The sequence below is a fragment of the Loktanella salsilacus genome (assembly GCF_900114485.1).
Classification (GTDB): domain Bacteria; phylum Pseudomonadota; class Alphaproteobacteria; order Rhodobacterales; family Rhodobacteraceae; genus Loktanella; species Loktanella salsilacus.
In genome coordinates this window covers 39078-56352 of the sequence record NZ_FOTF01000018.1, presented here as the reverse complement: position 1 = coordinate 56352, position 17275 = coordinate 39078, and the positions used below count along the sequence as shown (strand labels likewise).

Annotated in this window: 16 protein-coding genes; 11 read left to right on the top strand and 5 right to left on the bottom strand. The window is 61.5% G+C overall.

From position 1 onward, the window contains the following. Window positions 1–61 precede the first annotated feature (61 nt). A complete protein-coding gene (gene moaB, locus BM131_RS14900; RefSeq protein WP_090190754.1) occupies window positions 62–604 on the bottom strand; it encodes a molybdenum cofactor biosynthesis protein B in 543 nt (180 codons plus the stop codon). A 160-nt stretch (window positions 605–764) separates the two neighbouring features. Between moaB and BM131_RS14895 the strand changes: the two genes are divergently transcribed. Further along, complete coding sequence (locus tag BM131_RS14895; RefSeq protein ID WP_090190752.1) at window positions 765–1754, top strand: LLM class flavin-dependent oxidoreductase; 990 nt, start codon at window positions 765–767, stop codon at window positions 1752–1754. Here the strand turns inward: BM131_RS14895 and BM131_RS14890 are convergent. Together BM131_RS14890 and BM131_RS14885 are read right to left on the bottom strand one after the other, a co-directional pair. Then, on the bottom strand, window positions 1751–3271 hold the full coding sequence (locus tag BM131_RS14890; RefSeq protein ID WP_090190751.1) for a cryptochrome/photolyase family protein: 1521 nt from the start codon (window positions 3269–3271) through the stop codon (window positions 1751–1753). The genes BM131_RS14895 and BM131_RS14890 overlap by 4 nt on opposite strands. Further along, on the bottom strand, window positions 3265–3918 hold the full coding sequence (locus BM131_RS14885; protein ID WP_090190749.1) for an SDR family NAD(P)-dependent oxidoreductase: 654 nt from the start codon (window positions 3916–3918) through the stop codon (window positions 3265–3267). The genes BM131_RS14890 and BM131_RS14885 overlap by 7 nt, the downstream gene beginning before the upstream one ends. 303 nt (window positions 3919–4221) lie before the next feature. Between BM131_RS14885 and BM131_RS14880 the strand changes: the two genes are divergently transcribed. From BM131_RS14880 to BM131_RS14850, 7 genes are all read left to right on the top strand, one after another. Next, window positions 4222–5781: a 2-isopropylmalate synthase gene (locus tag BM131_RS14880; RefSeq protein WP_090190747.1), complete on the top strand. Its 1560-nt coding sequence runs from the start codon at window positions 4222–4224 to the stop codon at window positions 5779–5781. A 212-nt stretch (window positions 5782–5993) separates the two neighbouring features. Next, on the top strand, window positions 5994–7031 hold the full coding sequence (locus tag BM131_RS14875) for a rod shape-determining protein (protein ID WP_072858148.1): 1038 nt from the start codon (window positions 5994–5996) through the stop codon (window positions 7029–7031). A 27-nt stretch (window positions 7032–7058) separates the two neighbouring features. Further along, window positions 7059–7973 (top strand): rod shape-determining protein MreC, encoded by a 915-nt coding sequence (mreC, locus tag BM131_RS14870; RefSeq protein WP_090190746.1) that lies wholly within the window; start codon window positions 7059–7061, stop codon window positions 7971–7973. Then, complete coding sequence (locus BM131_RS14865; protein ID WP_090190744.1) at window positions 7966–8505, top strand: rod shape-determining protein MreD; 540 nt, start codon at window positions 7966–7968, stop codon at window positions 8503–8505. The genes mreC and BM131_RS14865 overlap by 8 nt, the downstream gene beginning before the upstream one ends. Further along, window positions 8502–10442 (top strand): penicillin-binding protein 2, encoded by a 1941-nt coding sequence (gene mrdA, locus BM131_RS14860; protein ID WP_090190743.1) that lies wholly within the window; start codon window positions 8502–8504, stop codon window positions 10440–10442. Before BM131_RS14865 ends, mrdA begins: the two co-directional genes overlap by 4 nt. After that, window positions 10442–11581, top strand: coding sequence for a rod shape-determining protein RodA (gene rodA, locus BM131_RS14855; RefSeq protein WP_090190741.1), 1140 nt, complete (start codon window positions 10442–10444; stop codon window positions 11579–11581). Before mrdA ends, rodA begins: the two co-directional genes overlap by 1 nt. After that, entirely contained in the window at window positions 11578–12510 is a 933-nt protein-coding gene (locus BM131_RS14850; RefSeq protein ID WP_090190739.1) for a 2-hydroxyacid dehydrogenase, read from the top strand. Before rodA ends, BM131_RS14850 begins: the two co-directional genes overlap by 4 nt. 6 nt (window positions 12511–12516) lie before the next feature. On the opposite strand, the gene BM131_RS14845 is transcribed toward BM131_RS14850, so the two are convergent. Both BM131_RS14845 and BM131_RS14840 read right to left on the bottom strand, forming a co-directional pair. Further along, window positions 12517–13311 carry an SseB family protein gene (locus tag BM131_RS14845; protein ID WP_090190738.1) on the bottom strand — a complete coding sequence of 265 codons (795 nt, stop codon included), beginning with the start codon at window positions 13309–13311 and terminating at the stop codon, window positions 12517–12519. Continuing rightward, on the bottom strand, window positions 13308–13889 hold the full coding sequence (locus tag BM131_RS14840; RefSeq protein ID WP_090190736.1) for a uracil-DNA glycosylase family protein: 582 nt from the start codon (window positions 13887–13889) through the stop codon (window positions 13308–13310). The genes BM131_RS14845 and BM131_RS14840 overlap by 4 nt, the downstream gene beginning before the upstream one ends. A gap of 201 nt (window positions 13890–14090) precedes the next feature. On the opposite strand from BM131_RS14840, the gene BM131_RS14835 reads away from it, so the two are divergent. From BM131_RS14835 to kdsA, 3 genes are read left to right on the top strand one after another with little or no spacing between them, the layout of a single operon-like run. After that, the gene (locus BM131_RS14835; protein WP_090190735.1) at window positions 14091–14750 is read left to right on the top strand and encodes an ABC transporter ATP-binding protein; all 660 of its coding nucleotides are present in this window, start codon (window positions 14091–14093) and stop codon (window positions 14748–14750) included. Beyond that, entirely contained in the window at window positions 14728–16398 is a 1671-nt protein-coding gene (locus BM131_RS14830) for a KpsE/RkpR family capsule polysaccharide export protein (RefSeq protein ID WP_090190733.1), read from the top strand. Before BM131_RS14835 ends, BM131_RS14830 begins: the two co-directional genes overlap by 23 nt. Beyond that, the gene (gene kdsA / locus BM131_RS14825; protein ID WP_090190731.1) at window positions 16398–17231 is read left to right on the top strand and encodes a 3-deoxy-8-phosphooctulonate synthase; all 834 of its coding nucleotides are present in this window, start codon (window positions 16398–16400) and stop codon (window positions 17229–17231) included. Before BM131_RS14830 ends, kdsA begins: the two co-directional genes overlap by 1 nt. The last annotated feature ends 44 nt before the right edge of the window (window positions 17232–17275 follow it).

The window sequence follows — 17275 nt, the reverse complement described above, 5'->3', positions numbered from 1 at the left end:
CCCGTAAGTTTACTTGACGCAAGGTAGGCCGAAACCCGCAGATCACCACATCACAGGCGCGTCACTTGCGCCGCTGATGTTCGTCCAGTCGCGGCATGATTTCCACAAAATTGCAGGGCTTGTGCCGATAATCGAGCTGTTTGACCAAGATTTCATCCCAAGCGTCCTTGCAGGCGCCCGGGCTACCCGGCAGCGCAAACAGATAGGTGCCCTGCGCCACGCCGCCCGTCGCGCGGCTTTGCACGGCGCTGGTGCCGATTTTAGCCATGCTGACATGGGTGAACACGATGCCAAAGGCGTCGATTTCTTTCTCGTAGACATCGCGGTGCGCCTCCACGGTCACATCGCGGCCGGTCAGCCCAGTGCCCCCGGTCGAGATGACAACATCAATTTCAGGGTTCGCACACCACGCCCGCAGGCAATCCGCGATCGTTCCGCGATCATCCTTCACGATATCACGGGCCGCCAAACTGTGCCCAGCATCCTGCAACCGCGCCACCAGCGTATCACCGGATTTGTCATCGTCTGGCGTGCGGGTATCGCTGACCGTCAGCACGGCGATGCGGACGGGGATGAAGTCTCTGGTCTCATTGATACGGCTCATGGCGGGCCTCCTTAATGGCAGCGGGGCGTTGGGGCGCAGTCTTTTTCTGTGCGCAATAGCACAGAACAGGACGCTGCGGCGCGTGCAAGCATGTTATCACACCACTTGCACAGATCGGGATGCGGCATAACTTACAAGTAACCCTAAAGTGGACCACCCCATGCAGTATTCCATCCTCGACCTTGCCTCTGTTCCCGAAGGCAGCACCACCGCGCAGGCGCTTGCCGCCAGCGTCACCCTTGCCCAGCGCGCCGAACAGCTTGGCTATCATCGTTATTGGCTGGCAGAGCATCACAATATGGCGGGCATCGCATCCGCCGCGACCTCTGTGCTGATCGGGCATATCGCTGGCGCGACCAAGACGATGCGCGTCGGTGCCGGCGGCATCATGCTGCCGAACCATGCGCCGCTGGCGATTGCTGAACAGTTTGGCACGCTTGCGACGCTGTATCCGAACCGCATTGATCTTGGCCTAGGCCGCGCCCCGGGCGGCGACGGCCATGTGATGCGTGCGATGCGTGTCGAACGGCGCGGCGACACCTTTCCGCAGGACGTGATGGAGCTGATCGACTACCTTGGCGACGACGCCTCTGGCCCGGTGCAGGCCCACCCCGGCCAAGGCACGCATGTACCAGTCTGGATGCTGGGCAGTTCGCTGTTCGGCGCACAACTGGCGGCCCATCTGGGTCTGCCCTATGCCTTTGCCAGCCACTTTGCGCCTGACGCGCTAGAGGACGCGATTGCCACCTATCGCGGCAACTTCCGCCCATCTGATAGCTTGGCCAAGCCCTATTTCATGCTGGCCGCCAACGTCATCGCGGCCGATACAGATGCAGAGGCGCAGCGCCTGCGCACGTCTGTCCAGCAAGCCTTTGCCAACCTGCGCAGCGGCAAACCGGGCAAGCTGCCTGCCCCCGTGGACGATATCGACGGGATGATCGGCGCTGGGATGCGCGCCGCGGTGGATCACGCCCTGCGCATCACCGCCGTCGGCAGCCCTGACACGGTGCAACGCCAGATGTCCGACCTGATCACCCGCTACCAGCCGGACGAAGTCATCCTGACCGGCCAGATCCACAACACCGCCGCCCGCATCCGCAGCTTTGAGATCGCGGCAGAGGTGATGCAGGGCACGTCCTTGGCGGCCTAAACCGGTTCGCCCGCGTCCAGCCGCGCCAGAATGTCGTCGCCTTCGGTGATGATGGTCTGGCGCTTGGCCGCGTCCATCCGGTCCCAGACGGCATACATATTGCCCATACGCGGATTGCCTTTGAACAGATCGCGGTGCCGGTCAAGGAAATGCCAGTACAGCAGGTTAAACGGACAGGCCTGCTTGCCCGTTTTGTGCGCCACCTTATAGGCGCAGCCACCACAGTAATCCGACATCTTGTTGATATAGTTGCCAGAGCTGACATAGGGCTTGCTGGCGATGATGCCGCCATCGGCGAACTGGCTCATGCCGATGACATTGGGTGCCTCGACCCATTCATAGGCGTCAGCATAGACCGCCAGATACCATTCATGTATTTGCGCGGGCGCGATCCCCGCCAGCAACGCAAAGTTACCCGTCACCATCAACCGCTGGATATGGTGGGCATAGGCTTCCTCTTTGGTTTGCGCGACGCTTTGCTTCATGCAGCGCATGAACGTTGCGCCGCCCCAATAGACGGCAGGCAGATCGCGCGTGTGCTTTAAACCGTTGCGCTGGGTGTAATCCGGCCCTTCTAGAAAATAGATCCCCCGCACATATTCGCGCCAACCGATAATCTGGCGGATAAATCCTTCTGCCGCGTTAATCGGTGCGTCCCCCGCCTGCCAAGCAGCCTCTACCGCCTCACAAACCTCCATCGGGTCCAGCAGGCCCGCGTTGACATAAAGCCCGACCAGCCCGTGATAGAGGAAGCGGTTGTCGTCCAGCATGGCGTCCTGAAAATCGCCAAACTGGGGCAGACCGCCCTTGATCCAATGCGCCAGATGCTGCCGCGCCTGCCCCTGATCGGTGGCGAACCAAAAGTCATCCAGATCACCAAAGTTATCGCCAAAACGCGCCGCCACCAGCGTCAGCACCTCTTGCACAGTGTCGTCCGGAGTGAACCGCATCGGCCCGCTGTAATCGACCTGCCCTGGCGCGGGTTTGCGATTGTCGTGGTCATAATTCCACTGCCCGCCGGCGGGGTCGTCCCCTTCCATCATCAGGCCTGTCTTGCGGCGCATATCGCGATAGAAATACTCCATCCGCAGCGCTTTGCGTCCCTTGGCCCAGCCGGCAAAGTCCTGATGCGACGCGATAAAGCGATCGTCCGGGCGCTGATCTACGGGCACAGGGCAATGGGTCAACGCCTCAATCAGCCGCCATTCGCCCGGCTCTGTCGCGATCACACGGTCCGCCCCGTGCCGCGTCGCGGCGGCCAGCAGCGCGCCGACGATACTGGTTTCGCCAGCCTCTAGCCGGGCATAGTCGACGGTCCAGCCATCATCGCTAAGCCGCTTGGCAAACTTTCGCATCGCAGCAAACAAAAACGCGATCTTCTTAGGATGATGCGGCACATAGCCCGCCTCGTCCGTCACCTCTGCCATGACGACCACATCGCTAGCTTTGTCGCCCGCGCGCAGGGCGCTGAGGTTCATCGACAGCTGGTCGCCCAGCACCAAGATCAGGTTTACCATGGCACAGCCTTTCCGGCGTAATCAAAAAACCCGCCGGACTGATCCGCCGACAACCCGTCCATCACGCCCAGCAAATTGCCAGCCGCCTCACCCGCCGTCACCGTCTTATGTCGTCCGGCATAATTTGCGGTAAACGCCGTTTCGACCGTCCCCGGATGCAGCGAGACGACGATGCTATCCTTGTGACTGCGCCCCAGCTCAATCGCCGCGCCATGCACGATCTGGTTCAGCGCCGCCTTGGACGCGCGGTAGGAATGCCAGCCGCCAATGGCGTTATCGCCAATCGACCCCACCCGCGCCGACAACACAGCACAGACGCTGCGCCCATTGCGCGGCAACAGCCGGGGCAGATGCCGCAGAATTAACGCGGGCCCAATCGCGTTCACCGCGAACACCTGTGCCATCGCGCCTGCGTCAATCGCATCCAGCGACTTCTCTGGCACGCCCAGCACACCCACTGCGACAAAGATCGTCTCGAACGGGCCATCAAGCCCGCCCAAAACCGCCGCGACTGACGCGGCATCTGTGACATCCAGCCCGTCCGCACGCCGCGACAGCGTCACCACGTCGTCGCCGCGATCATGCAGCGCCTGCACAACGGCCTGCCCGATCCCGCCGGAGGCCCCAATCACCAATGCCCGCGCCATATGCCGCCCCTTATCCAAGCCAGACTGTGACCTAGCCCCAGCTTCCCGCAGGTCCATATTTCTTCTCGTCAAAAATATCCCGGGTGAGGCCGCACCGCGGCCGAGGGCAGCGCCCTCAATTCCCCCCTTTCATCCCGCGAAACCTGCGCTATAGTCACATCCATGAATTCGCGCCGCATCACCTTGGCCCTAGGCCTGCGTAACCTACGCCTGAACCACGCCTGAGCGTGCCCTTCGGCGCGACCGCTCGATAGGTGACAGCGCCGAACATCCCCACACAGACCAAGCTCAGGACCAAAGACCATGACCGACCGCGTTCTCATTTTCGACACCACCCTTCGCGATGGCGAACAATCCCCCGGTGCCACGATGACCCATGCTGAAAAGCTGGAAATCGCAGGCATGCTGGACGACATGGGCGTCGATATCATCGAGGCAGGCTTTCCCATCGCCTCTGAGGGCGATTTTGCCGCCGTCGCCGCCATCGCCAAAGCCTCGCGCAACAGCACGATCTGTGGCCTGTCCCGCGCGAACTTCAAAGATATCGACCGCTGCTGGGAAGCGGTCAAGCACGCCGCCAAGCCGCGCATCCACACGTTTATCGGCACCTCGGAATTGCACCGGGCGATCCCGAACCTGACGATGGACCAGATGGCCGAACGCATCCACGACTGCGTCACCCATGCGCGCAACCTGTGCGAAGACGTGCAGTGGTCGTCGATGGACGCGACCCGCACGGAATGGGACTTCCTCAAGCGCACGGTCGAGATTGCGATCGCAGCCGGTGCCACGACGATCAACATCCCCGACACCGTCGGCTACACCGCGCCTGTCGAATCTGCCGACCTGATCCGCCGCCTGATTGCAGAATGCGAAGGCGGCACGGACGTGATCTTTGCCACGCACTGCCATAACGATCTTGGCATGGCGACGGCGAACAGCTTGGCCGCCGTCGAAGGCGGCGCACGTCAGATCGAATGCACGATCAACGGCCTTGGCGAACGGGCGGGCAACACCGCACTGGAAGAGGTCGTGATGGCCATGAAGGTCCGGTCCGACATCATGCCGTTCCATTCAAACGTGGACAGCAAAAAGATCATGGCGATCTCTCGGCGCGTGGCCACGGTGTCCGGCTTTCCGGTGCAGTTCAACAAAGCCATCGTCGGCAAGAACGCCTTTGCCCACGAATCCGGCATCCACCAAGACGGCATGCTGAAAAACGCCGAGACATTCGAGATTATGCGCCCCACCGACGTGGGCCTGACCGAAACCTCGCTTGTCATGGGCAAGCATTCCGGCCGCGCCGCGTTGCGATCAAAGCTGCTGGAACTTGGCTACGAGCTTGCCGACAATCAGCTGGCCGATGTGTTTGTCCGGTTCAAGGAACTGGCCGACCGCAAGAAAGAGGTCTTCGAGGACGACCTTGTCGCGCTGATGCGCCAGAACGATGCGGTCGAGGACCGGATCAAGCTGAAATCCCTGCGCGTGGTCTGCGGCACCGATGGCCCGCAAACGGCCGATATCGTGCTGACGATTGACGGCGTTGAAAAGTCCGCCAGCACCACGGGCGACGGTCCCGTCGATAGCGCCTTTAACGCTGTCAAAGCGCTGTTTGATCACAAGGCGCGGTTGCAGCTGTATCAAGTCCACGCCGTCACCGAAGGCACCGATGCGCAGGCCACGGTCAGCGTCCGGCTTGAGGAAGATGGCCGTATCGCAACCGGCCAATCGGCGGATACCGACACGGTTGTCGCGTCCACGAAGGCCTATATCAACGCGCTGAACCGCCTGATTGTGCGCCGGGAAAAGACCGCACCCGATCACGACACCAAGGGCGTCAGTTATAAGGACGTTGGTCAGTAACCGACTGAATGTTGCAAAATGACAAATTGCGGGGCGATCCGAACCTAGGATCGCCCCGCAAAGTTGCAAAAGTCATAGTGGCAAAAACGTGCCACTACGTCACCAAACCGGGGCTTTCATTTCACCAAGGCTTGTCCTTATAAGGCACAAGCCTAGCGGCACCGGGAATCGCTTGGCAAATCTGCTTTTGCGACTTGGGAAGGCCACTACACATGGCGATCTGGCACAGTTTGTTTTCATCCGACATGGCGATCGACCTTGGGACAGCGAATACGCTGATCTATATCAAGGGTCGTGGGATCGTGCTGTCGGAACCTTCCGTCGTCGCATATCACGTCAAGGATGGCGTGAAAAAAGTGCTCGCTGTTGGCGAAGACGCCAAGCTGATGCTGGGCCGCACCCCCGGTAGCATCGAGGCGATCCGCCCGATGCGCGACGGCGTTATCGCTGACTTTGACGTCGCCGAAGAGATGATCAAGTATTTCATCCGCAAGGTCGCGAAACGCTCTACCTTCTCTAAACCCAAGATCATCGTCTGCGTGCCCCACGGCGCGACGCCCGTTGAAAAGCGCGCGATTCGTCAGTCGGTTCTGTCCGCTGGTGCCCGCCGCGCTGGCCTGATCGCTGAACCGATTGCGGCCGCTATCGGTGCAGGCATGCCCATCACCGACCCGACTGGTAACATGGTCGTCGATATCGGTGGCGGCACGACCGAAGTGGCAGTCCTGTCGCTGGGCGATATCGTCTACGCCCGGTCCGTCCGCGTTGGCGGCGACCGCATGGACGAGGCAATCATCAACTACCTGCGCCGCCAGCATAACCTGCTGATCGGCGAATCCACCGCCGAGCGTATCAAGACCAGCATCGGCACGGCCCGCATGCCCGACGACGGGCGCGGCGCATCCATGCACATCCGTGGCCGCGACTTGCTGAACGGCGTGCCCAAGGAGACCGAAATCAGCCAAGCGCAAGTCGCCGAGGCGCTGGCCGAACCCGTGCAGCAAATCTGCGAGGCCGTGATGACCGCGCTAGAGGCGACTCCGCCGGATCTGGCCGCCGATATCGTTGACCGCGGCGTCATGCTGACGGGTGGCGGCGCGCTGCTCGGCCAGCTTGATCTGGCCCTGCGCGAGCAGACAGGTCTGGCGATTTCCGTCGCAGACGAGTCGCTGAACTGCGTTGCACTCGGCACCGGCAAAGCGCTGGAATACGAAAAGCAGCTGCGCCACGTCATCGACTACGACAGCTAAGCCCTAACCCCGGAAGGGCGCCGAGCATTGGCCCGCGATCGCAACACCCATGACGATTTCATCGCCCCGATCCGCAGATTGCTGGTCGGGGTTGGTGTTGTATTGCTACTGGGTATTTTCCTTGTGTGGCGCATCGATAGCCCCCGTGTTGAACGCTTTCGCGCGGCTGTGATCGACCGGATCGTACCATCCTTCGACTGGGCCATGGCGCCTGTGACGGGCGCGGTGGAGCTGGTCGATGATTTCCGCAGCTACTCTGCCCTGTCAGAGCAGAACGCCAACCTGCGCCGCGAATTGCAGCAGATGAAAGCGTGGAAAGAGGCGGCCCTGCAGCTAGAGCAGGAAAACGCCCGCCTACTAGAGCTGAACAATGTCCGCCTTGATCCCCAGCTGACCTATATCACCGGCGTCGTCATGACCGACTCTGGGTCGCCGTTTCGCCAGTCGGTGCTGCTGAATGTAGGCCATCGCGACGGGATTGTGGACGGCTGGCCCGCGATGGACGGGATCGGCCTTGTGGGCCGGATCAGCGGCGTCGGGCGCAGCACGTCCCGCGTGATTCTGCTGACTGACACGTCCAGCCGCATTCCCGTGACGATCCAGCCGTCAGGACAAAAGGCGATTCTAGCAGGCGACAACACGCTGAACCCGCCGCTGGAGTTTTTGGAAAACGCCGATGCCGTCCGCCCCGGCGACCGGGTTGTGTCGTCCGGCGATGGCGGTGTGTTTCCTGCCGACCTGCTGATCGGCCAAGTCGCGCTTGGCAGCGACCGCCGCTTGCGCGTGCGCTTGGCCGCGGATTACGGCCGCCTTGAATTTCTGCGCATTCTGCGCGCCCATGCCCACGAAGACATCAGCGATCCCGGCGGCCTGCTGATCCCCGAAGAAACGCTGATCGGCCCCCTGCTGCCGCAGTCGGCGCAAGTGGGCAGCGATGGCTGAAAGCCCTGCCGCACGCATCTGGATTGGCCGCGCCGTATTTCTGGCATTGGCGACAGCGGTCATCTTTATCCAGCTTCTACCGCTGGATACGGCACCGCCCAGCTGGGCCGCGCCGGACCTGCTGCTTGCCATCTCGCTTGCTTGGGTGGCGCGGCGGCCTGAATTCCTGCCGTTCATCGTGGTCTTTGCGGTGTTCTTACTGACCGACCTGCTATTTCAACGCCCGCCGGGCCTATGGGCCGCGCTGGTCGTGGTCCTGACAGAGACGGTGCGATCACGCTCTCGTGGTTTGCGCAACGTGCCTTTGGCGCTGGAATGGGGTACAGTGGCCTTCGGGATCGTCGCGATCACGCTGGTCAACCGCTTGGTGCTAGCGATCATGCTGACCCCGCAAGCGCCGCTAACGCTGACCCTGATCCAGATGGTGATGACCATTATGATCTATCCGGTTGTCGTGCTGGTGGCGCAGGTTCTTTTTGGTCTGACCCGGCCCGCGCCCGGTCAGGTAGATAGTCTGGGGCACCGGTTATGAAGCGACCCGTCAAGGATAACGAACAGTCGTCACGGGGCATCAGCCGCCGTGCGTTGATCCTTGGGTCGGCGCAGCTTGGCGTGGCGGGCGTGCTGGGCTGGCGGATGCAATCGATGCAGATCGAACAGGCCGACCAGTTCCGCCTGCTGGCCGAGGAAAACCGCATCAACGTGCGCCTGCTGCCGCCGGCGCGGGGGCTGATCTTTGACCTGAACGGCATTCCGCTGGCCGCGAATGAACAAAACTACCGCGTCGTCATGGTGCGCGAAGACGCAGGCGACGTGGACGCTGTGCTGGCCCGTCTGCAAACCATCGTCGACATTGACCCCGCCGACATCGCACGCGCCAAGGAAGACATGCGCAAGCTTTCGTCATTCGTGTCGGTCACCATCACCGACCGCCTGCGCTGGGAAGACGTCGCCAAGATCAACGTCAATGCCCCCGCCCTGCCCGGCGTCAGCGCCGAGGTCGGCTTGTCCCGCCATTACCCTTACGGCGCAGATGTGGGTCACGTCATTGGCTACGTGGGCCCGGTTAGCGACTACGACCTGTCCAAGATCGAAGATCAGGACCCTTTGCTGCAAATTCCAAAATTCCAGATCGGCAAAACCGGTGTGGAAAACAAGCTTGAACACACCCTGCGCGGATCGGCTGGCACCAAGCGGATCGAGGTCAACGCCCTTGGCCGCGTGATGAGGGAACTTGACCGGCAAGAAGGCCTTGCTGGCAAAGATATCCAACTGACGCTGGACGAGCGGCTGCAATCTTATGCGCAGGCGCGCATGGATGGCGAAAGCAGCGGCGCGGTGGTGATTGATCTGGAAACCGGCGATCTGCGGGCCATCGCCTCTGCGCCGTCGTTTGATCCAAACCTGTTCGTGCGCGGCATTTCGGTCAAGGATTGGACCGACCTGAACGAGAATAAATACCGCCCCCTTGCGGCCAAGGCCGTGCAGGGTGCCTATCCGCCCGGCTCTACCTTCAAGATGGTCACGGCCCTTGCCGCGCTAGAGGCCGGCGCAATCAGCCCCGAGGAAACCGTCTATTGCCGGGGCTACACCGAAGTCGGCGGCACGCGGTTCCACTGCTGGAAAAGCGGTGGCCACGGCAATGTCAATTTCCACGACAGCCTGAAATTTTCCTGCGACTGCTATTATTACGAAGTCAGCCAGCGCGTCGGGATCGACAAGATTGCTGAAATGGCGCGCAAGATGGGGATCGGACTGAAGCATGACCTACCGCTGTCCGCGGTGTCGTCAGGCCTTGCCCCCGACAAACAGTGGAAGACAGAGGTGCGCGGCGAAGCGTGGCGCATCGGCGATACGGTGAACGCGTCGATTGGTCAGGGCTATGTCCTGGCCTCGCCCTTGCAACTTGCGATCATGACGGCGCGGATTGCGACGGGCAAAATGGTGACCCCGCGCCTGATCAAATCCATCGACGGCGTCGAAGAACCTAGCGGCATTGGCGAGTCCCTTGGCATTAACGAAAATATGCTGCGGCGCTGCCGTCAGTCGATGGACGCCGTGGTCAACGACCGACGCGGCACCGGCGCGCGCGCAAAGATTCTGACTGCCGGGTACGAGATGGCCGGCAAAACCGGGACATCTCAGGTCCGGCGGATTACAGCGGACGAGCGTGCCCGCGGTGTGACCCGCAATGAGGACCTGCCGTGGGAACGGCGCGATCACGCGCTGTTTGTCTGCTTTGCGCCGATCAATAATCCGAAATTCGCGGTGGCCGTTGTGGTTGAACACGGCGGCGGCGGATCGACCGCCGCGTCACCCATCGCCCGCGATATTATGTTGCAGGCGCTGTATGATGGCCCGCCCCCGTTGGAGGCCTACCCTTCGGCCGATCGCGGCCGGATCGAGGAACAGCAAAAGCGCATCGCAGAGCGGATCACAAAGATTAGACCAGCACAGGACCGCGTCTGATGAGCTATCTGGCGCATAACACCCAGTTCGTTCCCACAGGGTTTCGCAAGATCCTCTACCTGAACTGGCCCGTCATCATGCTATTGATGGCTGTCGCCTCTGCCGGGTTTGTCATGCTGTATTCCGTCGCTGGCGGATCGGCGCAGCCGTGGATGGAGCCGCAGATCAAGCGTTTCATCCTTGGCGTCGTCCTGATGATCGGCGTTGGCATGGTGCCGATCTGGTTCTGGCGCAATATGGCAGGCCTTGCCTTTGCCGTGTCCCTCGCCTTGCTGGTCGGGGTAGAGCTGTTCGGCAGCGTCGGCATGGGCGCGCAGCGTTGGATTGATCTGGGCTTTATCCGCCTGCAACCGTCAGAGCTGACGAAGATCACCCTCGTGATGTTTCTGGCCGCCTATTACGACTGGCTGCCGACGAACAAGACGTCGCATCCGGTGTGGGTTGCGCTGCCGGTGATCTTTATCCTCGTGCCGACGGCGCTGGTATTGAAGCAGCCTGACCTTGGCACGGCCTTGCTACTGCTATTTGGCGGCGGTGCGGTGATGTTTTTGGCAGGCGTGCACTGGGCCTATTTCGCGACCGTGATCGGGGCTGGCGTGGGCGCTGTCTATGCGGTGTTTGTCAGCCGGGGCACGACATGGCAGTTGCTAAAGGATTATCAGTTCCGCCGGATCGATACGTTTCTGGACCCGGCCAACGACCCCCTTGGCGCGGGCTATCACATCACGCAGGCCAAGATTGCGCTGGGATCGGGCGGTTGGACCGGGCGCGGCTTTATGCAGGGCACGCAAAGCCGGCTGAACTTTTTACCAGAAAAACACACCGACTTTATCTTTACGACCTTGGCAGAAGAGTTCGGCTTTGTCGGCGCGTTTTCACTCCTTGCGCTTTATGTGCTGATCATTGTGTTCTGCGTCGCCTCTGCCATGAATAACAAAGACCGCTTTGCGGCGCTGCTGACGATGGGGATCGCGATGACGTTCTTTTTGTTCTTTTCCGTGAATATGGCGATGGTCACGGGTCTGGCCCCGGTGGTTGGCGTTCCGCTGCCGCTGGTCAGCTATGGCGGGTCCGCGATGCTGGTGTTGATGGTGGCTTTCGGTCTGGTGCAATCCGCACATGTGCATAAGCCGCGATGATCAAAGTCCTCTTTTCCGCCCGCCCCGCCGCTTGGGATGAATACGAGGCCCCCCTGCGCCGCGCCTTTGACGCCGCCGGACTGGACTGCGACCTGTCCCGCGATCACGCGCCGCAGGACACGCGCTATATCGTCTTTGCCCCCAACGGACCGGTCAAGGATTTCACGCCTTACGTGAACACCCGGCTGGTGATGGGTCTATGGGCTGGGGTCGAAACCGTTGTCGGCAACACCACCCTGACCCAGCCGCTGGCGCGGATGGTGGATGACGGGCTGACGCGCGGGATGATCGAATACGTCGTCGGCCATGTGATGCGCCACCACCTTGGGATGGATGCGCATTTGGCCGGGCAAGACGGCGTCTGGCGCGATACGGTCTATCCGCCGCTGGCCAAGGATCGCCCCATCACGGTGCTGGGCCTTGGCGCGCTTGGTGCTGCCTGCGGGCAAGCGCTGGCCGCGCTTGGGTTTCCGGTCACGGGGTGGAGCCGGTCGCAAAAGCAGATCGACGGGCTGACCTGTCTGTCAGGCGACGATGGTTTGACAACGGCCCTGTCCGGCGCGCAGGGCGTCGTGCTCTTGCTGCCGCAAACGCCTGCGACGGACAGTATTCTGAACGCCCGCAGCCTTGCGCTGCTGGAACCGGGTGCTTTTATCGTCAATCCCGGACGCGGACCGCTGATTGACGACGCGGCTTTGCTGGCGGCACTTGGCAGCGGACAAGTCGGGGCGGCAACGCTGGATGTGTTCCGCAAGGAACCGTTGGCCGCAGATGACCCCTATTGGTCCCACCCCCGCGTGACCGTGACGCCGCATATCGCATCGACCACCCGCCCCGATACGGCGGCGCAGGTCATCGCAGAGAATATCCGCCGCGGCGAGGCAGGCTTACCTTTCCTGCATCTGGTGGATCGCAAGGCTGGCTATTAACGCGCCTTAACGCAGCTTTGGCGGCGCGGATGGATCAGACCCCGGTGCCATCGGCACGGCAGCCGCCGGGCGCGATACATCGGGCAGATCAAACCGCAGGCCGACGCGGGCTAAACGCTGCGATACCGCATCGGCGCTCGCCACGAACATCACGTCCATCACACCTGCTTCGATGCCGGAAAAAGTCAGCGCCTCGCCTGCGGCATGGGCCAGCGCGGCTTGCGCTGTTTCGGGCGCATCCACAAAGGCCAACACGTGCCCCTTGGCCCCGTCGGCATAATCCGCCGCAACCAGCAGTGCGTGATCGGCCAGACCGGCGCAGCGGCTTAGCTTGCGATCCAGCGCCTCTAACACTGCGTCCGGCAGGCCAGTGGGGCGGGACACACCGGTCAGGCGCGCCTCTGCCTGCTCTGGCGCGTGATCAAGCGTCGAGGCCAGCCAGTCGACCGCATCCGCAGGGATCAGCATTTCGCTAGGGGCGGTTTGCAAGTTCAGCCCAAGGCCAATGCCCTGCCCGGCCATTATCTGCACCAAGGCGCGGCCCGGAAGGCCCGCATAAGGCGCAGCGCGGCCGGTGAAGGCGGACAAACGCTCCTCTGCGTCGAAAACCAGCGTGTAGGATGCGCCATCAACCGTAAAAAGCGAGGGGCGCACGCTGTCGCCGTCAGGCTCTGCGTCCAGCAGAATGAACAGGTCCGTATCGGCCAGCAGTTCATAGAACCGCAGGCGCAGGGTGTCAGAATCGCCCATCAAAGCATGAGCGCGGTCCAGGTCGGTTTCGATTTCGGGGGCGGCAGTCATGACAGCACCTCTTGTACGCGGGCCCGCAGCACGGGCAACAGATCGGTCGCAAACCAAGGATTGCGGTTCAGCCAAGCCGTATTGCGCCACGACGGATGAGGCAAGCAGAACACGCGCGGCGCATGATCGCGCCACGCGGCAACGCGGTCCGTGACGCCGACCTTGCCACCCAAGTGCCAGCCTTGCGCATAACCACCGATGAGCAGCGTCAGGGGGATATCGCCAAGGCTGTCCATCACCGGCTGCCGCCATGTCGCAGCGCAAACACGCGGCGGCGGCAGGTCGGACCCTGCGGCGTTATACCCCGGAAAGCAGAACGCCATTGGCACGATCGCAACCCGGTCCCGGTCATAAAAATCGTCGTGCCCAATTCCAAGCCAGTCGCGCAAACGGTCGCCGGATTTGTCCCAAAACGGCGTTTGCGCTGCATGGACCCGCGCGCCGGGGGCCTGACTTGCGATCAAAATGCGCGGCGGCCCATTGAACCAGACCACCGGGCGCGGCACGTGACGCGTCGCCGTTGCGGCAAACCGGTCCGCACAGATGCGGCAGGCAGCAATATCGTGTTTTAGATCCATGCCATCCATTTAGGTCGCGCGCCCGGCAATCAACCGCTAACGCCCGGTCACACCACAGTGAAAGGCTGCGCATCTACGAGATCCGCCTGTCTTTAGCCATAATTCTACGGCATACCGATGAAAAGAAGGCCCGATGTGACGGACGGTTAACCCCTGTGCGTCATCAAAAGGCACCAGAAAGTTGGGCGGATCAGGGACGCGATGTTGGAGTTTAATCAGGTCAGCAAGTCCTATTGGACTGGCAAAACGCGCAAGGTGATCCTTGATCGCGTGTCGTTTCGCGTTGAACTGGGCAATTCGCTGGGGATCCTTGCACCGAACGGGACTGGCAAGACCACGCTGATCAACATGATGGCAGGCCTTGAAAAACCTGACGAAGGCACGATTTACCGCGGCTGCCGGATTTCGTTCCCGCTTGGGTTCATGGGCGGCGTTGTGAACCGCCACACGGCGCGGGAAAACGTGCGCTATATCGCACGGCTTTACGGGCTGGACCCTGACTATATCGAGGCGTTCTGCCGTTGGCTTTGCGGGATCAAAGAATACTTTGACATGCCCGTCGGCACCTATAGCGCGGGTATGCGGTCGCGTTTGACCTTTGCCTTGATGCTGGCGCTGGAATTCGACATCTACCTGATCGATGAAGGCATGCCATCCACGACTGACGTCGAATTTAATCGCAAAGCTGGTGAAATCCTGCGCGAGCGGTTGGAAAAGACGACCGTGATTATCGTGTCGCATCAGGCGCAAATCTTGGAACGGTTCGCCCGCTCTGCTGCCGTTTTGCGCCACGGTAAATTACATATGTTCGACACTTTGGAAGAGGCCAAGCAGCTTTATGACTACGAAGCCGACCGCTAAGAAATTCCGCATCCGCACGCCGGGTGCCGCCGCTGCAACGCCCGCCGCGCCTGAACCCCTGCGCCCCGCAGAGGCAGAAGCCCCGCGCCCAGTGCCCCCGCAGCAGCCTACGCTGGACGAGTCTGCGGACGTTCCTGCGACCGGCGATGCACCCGAAGGCAGCGCCGATATCGAAGACATTCGCCGCGAAGGTCTGACAGGCCGGCAGCTGCGCATGGCACGGCGCGTCGCGCAAAAGAACGGCATGGCCGTGACCTCTGATTTTGATGCCGTACGGCAACTGCGGCTAGCAGGTGTCGATCCGTTCCAGCGGTCCACCGTGCTGGAACTGGTTGCCCCTGATGGAAACGCCACCGGCGGCACGCGTGCGCCGGGTGCCGCGCTGGGTGCGCCGCCGGGCATGCCGGGGATGCCAAATGCGCGCGTTCAGCTGCCACAAACCATGGCCGACACGCCCGGCAACTTGCCATCCACTGAATTTGCCAGCCCTGCTGACCGGCACCTGTCAGAGATCATGAAAATTCAGGCCGATCTGGGCAAACGCCGTCGCCGGCGCACCGCGATGATGATGTCCCGGCTTGCAGTTTTCGTGCTGCTGCCGACGCTGATGGTCAGCTATTACTTCTATAATGTCGCGACCCCGATGTATGCGACCAGCTCTGAATTCGTCATTCAGCAGGCGGAACCTGCGGCGGCCTCAGGCGGGCTTGGCGGGTTGTTTCAAGGCACGTCGATGGCCACGCAGCAAGATAGCATCACGGTGCAATCCTATCTGTCGTCCCGCGCGGCGATGGTACGGCTGGACGACGATCACAACTTTAAGGATGTGTTCAGCGATCCGGCGATTGATCCCATTCAACGCTTGCCAGAGGGCGCCACGAACGAGGCCGCCTTTGGCATCTACAAAAGCCGCGTCAAGATTAGCTATGATCCGACCGAAGGCATCCTGAAAATGGACGTCATCGCCCCCTCGCCCGAGACCAGTCAGGAATTTTCAGAGGCGTTGATCGGCTATGCCGAGGATCAAGTCGACCAGCTGACCCAGCGCCTGCGCGAAGACCAGATGGCCGGCGCACGCGAAAGCTACGAATCGGCGGAAGGCAAGCGTAGCGACGCTCTTGCCGCTTGGCTGCAGCTGCAAGAAGACGTGCAGCAGATCGACCCGATTGGCGAAACGCAGGCCCGCACGCAGCAGATCTCTCAACTCGAAAGCGAACGCCAACGCCTGACGCTGTCCTTGCAGGAACGGCTGAACGTGCGCGTCCCGAACGAGGCGCAGGTAAATGGCTTGCAGGCGCAGATTTCCAATATCGAAGCCTTGATCGCCGATCTGCGCAACCAAATGACGAACTCTGCCATCACGGGCACGTCGCTGGCGTCGCGTAACACCGAACTGCGGCTGGCCGAGGAAAACTATACCTTCCAGACCATGCTGGCCCAGCAAGCCCTGACTCAGATGGAAACCGCCCGGATCGAAGCGAACCGCCAGGTCCGCTATTTGTCGATGGGCGTCGAACCCGTCGCCCCAGACGAGGCGACCTATCCGAAAGCCTTCGAGAATTCGATCTTGGCCTTTTTGATCTTTGCAGGCATCTACCTTATGATCTCGATCACCGCTTCCGTCCTTCGCGAACAGGTAACAAATTGATGCATGACGTCCACATCGGCGACCTGACGGTCGGCAACGACCGCCCCCTTCTGGTCATCGCTGGCCCTTGCCAGCTAGAAAGCGCGGACCACGCGCAGATGATCGCCGGCCAAATGGCCGAGGTCTGCAAAGCTGCCGGCGCGCAGTTCATCTTTAAAGGCAGCTATGACAAGGCCAACCGCACGTCCCTATCGGGCATGCGCGGCCTTGGCATGGACGAGGGGCTGAAGGTGCTGCAAGGCGTCAAGGACTCCATCGGTTGCCCGGTCCTGACGGACATCCACGGCATCGACCATTGTGCCACCGTCGCCGAAGTTGTCGACGTGCTGCAGATCCCCGCCTTCCTGTGCCGCCAGACCGACTTGCTGCTAGCCGCTGGCGAAACGGGCGCGGTAATCAACGTGAAAAAGGGTCAGTTTCTGGCCCCCTGGGATATGCCAAACGTCGTGTCCAAAATCGAAAGCACCGGAAACAAGCGCATCTTGCTGACCGAACGCGGTTCGTCTTTTGGCTATAACACGCTGGTTGCGGACATGCGGTCCCTGCCAACGATGGCGAAAACAGGCTATCCCGTCGTTATGGACGCGACCCATTCGGTGCAGCAACCGGGCGGCCAAGGCGGATCGTCTGGCGGGCAGCGTGAATTCGCCCCTGTCATGGCCCGCTGCGCCGTCAGCATCGGTATCGCCGCCGTCTTTATCGAAACGCACGAGGCGCCGGATACCGCCCCGTCTGACGGGCCGAACATGATCCCGCTGGACCAGATGGGCGCGCTGATCAATTCGCTGATGCAATTCGATGCGCTGGCCAAGGCGAACCCACTGCGGGTCTAACTTTACGACCCTCCCCCCTGCCCTAGATTGCAGGGCAGCCAAAC

Excerpts from the sequence above, each read along its gene's own strand:
- BM131_RS14840 (WP_090190736.1), bottom strand. The coding sequence starts at position 13,889 with ATGGATCTAAAACACGATATTGCTGCCTGCCGCATCTGTGCGGACCGG.
- rodA (WP_090190741.1), top strand. The coding sequence starts at position 10,442 with ATGAGCTATCTGGCGCATAACACCCAGTTCGTTCCCACAGGGTTTCGC.
- BM131_RS14880 (WP_090190747.1), top strand. The coding sequence starts at position 4,222 with ATGACCGACCGCGTTCTCATTTTCGACACCACCCTTCGCGATGGCGAA.
- kdsA (WP_090190731.1), top strand. The coding sequence starts at position 16,398 with ATGCATGACGTCCACATCGGCGACCTGACGGTCGGCAACGACCGCCCC.
- BM131_RS14865 (WP_090190744.1), top strand. The coding sequence starts at position 7,966 with ATGGCTGAAAGCCCTGCCGCACGCATCTGGATTGGCCGCGCCGTATTT.
- BM131_RS14895 (WP_090190752.1), top strand. The coding sequence starts at position 765 with ATGCAGTATTCCATCCTCGACCTTGCCTCTGTTCCCGAAGGCAGCACC.
- BM131_RS14850 (WP_090190739.1), top strand. The coding sequence starts at position 11,578 with ATGATCAAAGTCCTCTTTTCCGCCCGCCCCGCCGCTTGGGATGAATAC.
- BM131_RS14835 (WP_090190735.1), top strand. The coding sequence starts at position 14,091 with ATGTTGGAGTTTAATCAGGTCAGCAAGTCCTATTGGACTGGCAAAACG.
- BM131_RS14890 (WP_090190751.1), bottom strand. The coding sequence starts at position 3,271 with ATGGTAAACCTGATCTTGGTGCTGGGCGACCAGCTGTCGATGAACCTC.
- BM131_RS14845 (WP_090190738.1), bottom strand. The coding sequence starts at position 13,311 with ATGACTGCCGCCCCCGAAATCGAAACCGACCTGGACCGCGCTCATGCT.
- moaB (WP_090190754.1), bottom strand. The coding sequence starts at position 604 with ATGAGCCGTATCAATGAGACCAGAGACTTCATCCCCGTCCGCATCGCC.
- BM131_RS14885 (WP_090190749.1), bottom strand. The coding sequence starts at position 3,918 with ATGGCGCGGGCATTGGTGATTGGGGCCTCCGGCGGGATCGGGCAGGCC.
- BM131_RS14830 (WP_090190733.1), top strand. The coding sequence starts at position 14,728 with ATGACTACGAAGCCGACCGCTAAGAAATTCCGCATCCGCACGCCGGGT.
- BM131_RS14875 (WP_072858148.1), top strand. The coding sequence starts at position 5,994 with ATGGCGATCTGGCACAGTTTGTTTTCATCCGACATGGCGATCGACCTT.
- mrdA (WP_090190743.1), top strand. The coding sequence starts at position 8,502 with ATGAAGCGACCCGTCAAGGATAACGAACAGTCGTCACGGGGCATCAGC.